Source organism: Photorhabdus akhurstii, from assembly GCF_018448925.1.
In the GTDB taxonomy this organism is placed as follows: Bacteria; Pseudomonadota; Gammaproteobacteria; order Enterobacterales; family Enterobacteriaceae; genus Photorhabdus; species Photorhabdus akhurstii.
The window spans coordinates 1-2239 of sequence record NZ_RCWE01000073.1 but is presented as its reverse complement, the minus strand read 5'-3'; the positions used below and the strand labels follow the sequence as shown (position 1 = coordinate 2239).

Genomic DNA, 2239 nt, shown 5'->3' with positions numbered 1-2239 from the left:
AGACCCGCTATGACATGACCATCCGGCCCGATATGTGGCGCGCCACCCTGCGCCAGAATGCCCGGATTTTTCAGCAGCAGGATATCAAAACCATCATCACCACCCTGCTCAAAGAGAACGGCGTCCGCGATGTGGCGTTCAGTCTGCGCAATCCCCACCCGGAACGGGAGTTCTGCGTCCAGTACCGCGAAACCGATTTTGAATTCCTGCAACGGCTCACCGCCGAAGAAGGGATTTTTTACTTCTTTGAGTTCACCGGCAATAAAAACACCCTGGTGTTTGCCGACGATGCGGGCTCTGTCGTCAAAGGCCCGGTGCTGCCCTATCACCCCGAAGAGGCCGAACAGGCCCAGCAACTGTGCATTACCCGGCTGACCCGCCAGGCGCAGGTACGGCCGGCGGTGGTCGAGCTCAAAGATTACACCTTCAAAAACCCGGCCTGGGCGGCGGAGTTCCATCATCAGATGCGGGAACAGGACCTCCAGCATACCGGCTATGAACACTTCGATTTTCCCGGCCGCTTCAAAGACGAACAGCACGGCGCGGATTTCACCCGCTACCGGCTGGAAGCCCTGCGCAATAATGCCCTGACCGGCGACGGTGAAAGTAACGCCGCGACAATGCAGCCCGGCGTGCTGTTCACCCTGACTCACCATCCCCGGCCTGACCTCAACCGGCTCTGGCAGCTGGTCTGCGTCACCCACCGGGGCAGCCAGCCGCAGGCGCTGGAGCAGACCGCCGGGGAGAGCGGCACCACCCTGAGCAACGACTTTACCTTCATTGCCTACAATCAGCACTGGCGCCCGGCCCCGTTACCCAAACCGGCGATGGAGGGCCCGCAGATTGCCAAAGTGGTGGGTCCGGAGGGCGAAGAAATCTACTGTGACCCGTACGGCCGTATCCGCCTGCAATTCCTCTGGGACCGCTACGGCCAGAGTAATGACCACAGCTCCTGCTGGATACGGGTCACCCAGCCCTGGGCCGGTCAGGGCTGGGGCATGCTGGCGATACCGCGTATCGGTCAGGAAGTGGTGGTGGACTTTCTCAACGGCGACCCGGACCAGCCAATTGTCACCGGACGCACCTACCATGCCAGCAATCTCCCGCCGGGAGACCTGCCGGGCAGTAAAACCCAGATGACCTTCCGCTCCAAAACCCATAAAGGGGAAGGCTACAACGAGCTGCGCTTCGAGGATGCCAAAGGCAGTGAGGAACTGGCGCTGCATGCCCAGCGGGACATGAACACCGTGGTACTCAATAACCGCGAAACCCGGGTCATGAACAACCATACCGAAAGCATCGGCCATAATCAGATGCTTTCGGTCAGAAACGACCGCCACAAAGAGGTGACAGGCAATGAAGTCAGCGCTATCACCGGCCTGCGTCAAATCACGGTCGAAAAAGACAGCCTGCTGAATGTCAAAAATAATATCCAGATACATTCCCAGGCGGGGGGTATCGAAATTGCGACGGCCGGTGGCAGCATCACCATCGACAATGCCGGCAATATCAGCATTCAGGGGGCCAATATCACTATCAATGGCAAACAGGTCAATGTGAACTGACCGTTACTGACTATCAACTTATTTCAATCAACAACGGAAAAAACATGGAAAACACAATCTATCAAATGAATGAAGGCTCACTGACTATCCCGGGCAACTGGCGGGATGAATCCATGAATGTCTTTGTGCTGCCGGACGACAGCGGCATCAATCTGGTGGTCAGCCGCACCCCGGTCCCCGCCGGCATGGATAACAATGCTTACTATGAACAGACCCTGGAACAGTTTTGCGCCCATCTGCCCGGGTACCAGGAGCATCAGCGCGGCGAAATCACCCTCAGCCAGCAACCCGCCCGCCGTCTGGATTACCAGTGGAAAAGCCCGGAAGGCGACATGCACCAGACCGTGATACTGCAAATCCGGGGTCCGCTGCTGCTGACCTTCAACCTGACCTCCCCCGCGCCTTTTGAAGACGGTCAGCGTGAGGCATTGCTGGCAATTGTCCACAGTTTTCAGGCCGCCTGATAACCTGACAGGAGGAACACCATGTCACTTGGCGATGAAATCGTCACCCGGATAGCGCGGGTTAGCGCCCGGCACTCGGTACGCGTCTCCCCGCCGCAGGGCACTCCCGGTCCGGCCGCGGCCCGTGAGGGCGACCCGATTAAACATGCCAGCTTCCTGGGGGCGCTGGCGGGCGCCATTACCGGGGCGTTGATAGGGGCGGCGGTCTTT

3 protein-coding genes are annotated in these 2239 nt (G+C 58.9%); all 3 read left to right on the top strand.

Annotation, left to right across the window (positions count from 1 at the left end):
- Window positions 1-1565: type VI secretion system Vgr family protein (locus EAE93_RS23740; RefSeq protein ID WP_214040712.1), on the top strand; the 1565-nt coding region annotated here is incomplete at its 5' end.
- A 44-nt stretch (window positions 1566-1609) separates the two neighbouring features.
- Window positions 1610-2029, top strand: coding sequence for a DUF1795 domain-containing protein (locus EAE93_RS23735; RefSeq protein ID WP_214040711.1), 420 nt, complete (start codon window positions 1610-1612; stop codon window positions 2027-2029).
- Between the two features lie 21 nt (window positions 2030-2050).
- Window positions 2051-2239, top strand: a 189-nt coding sequence (locus EAE93_RS23730) for a hypothetical protein (RefSeq protein WP_214040710.1), incomplete at its 3' end; no start/stop codon positions are given.

Excerpts from the sequence above, each read along its gene's own strand:
- EAE93_RS23735 (WP_214040711.1), top strand. The coding sequence starts at position 1,610 with ATGGAAAACACAATCTATCAAATGAATGAAGGCTCACTGACTATCCCG.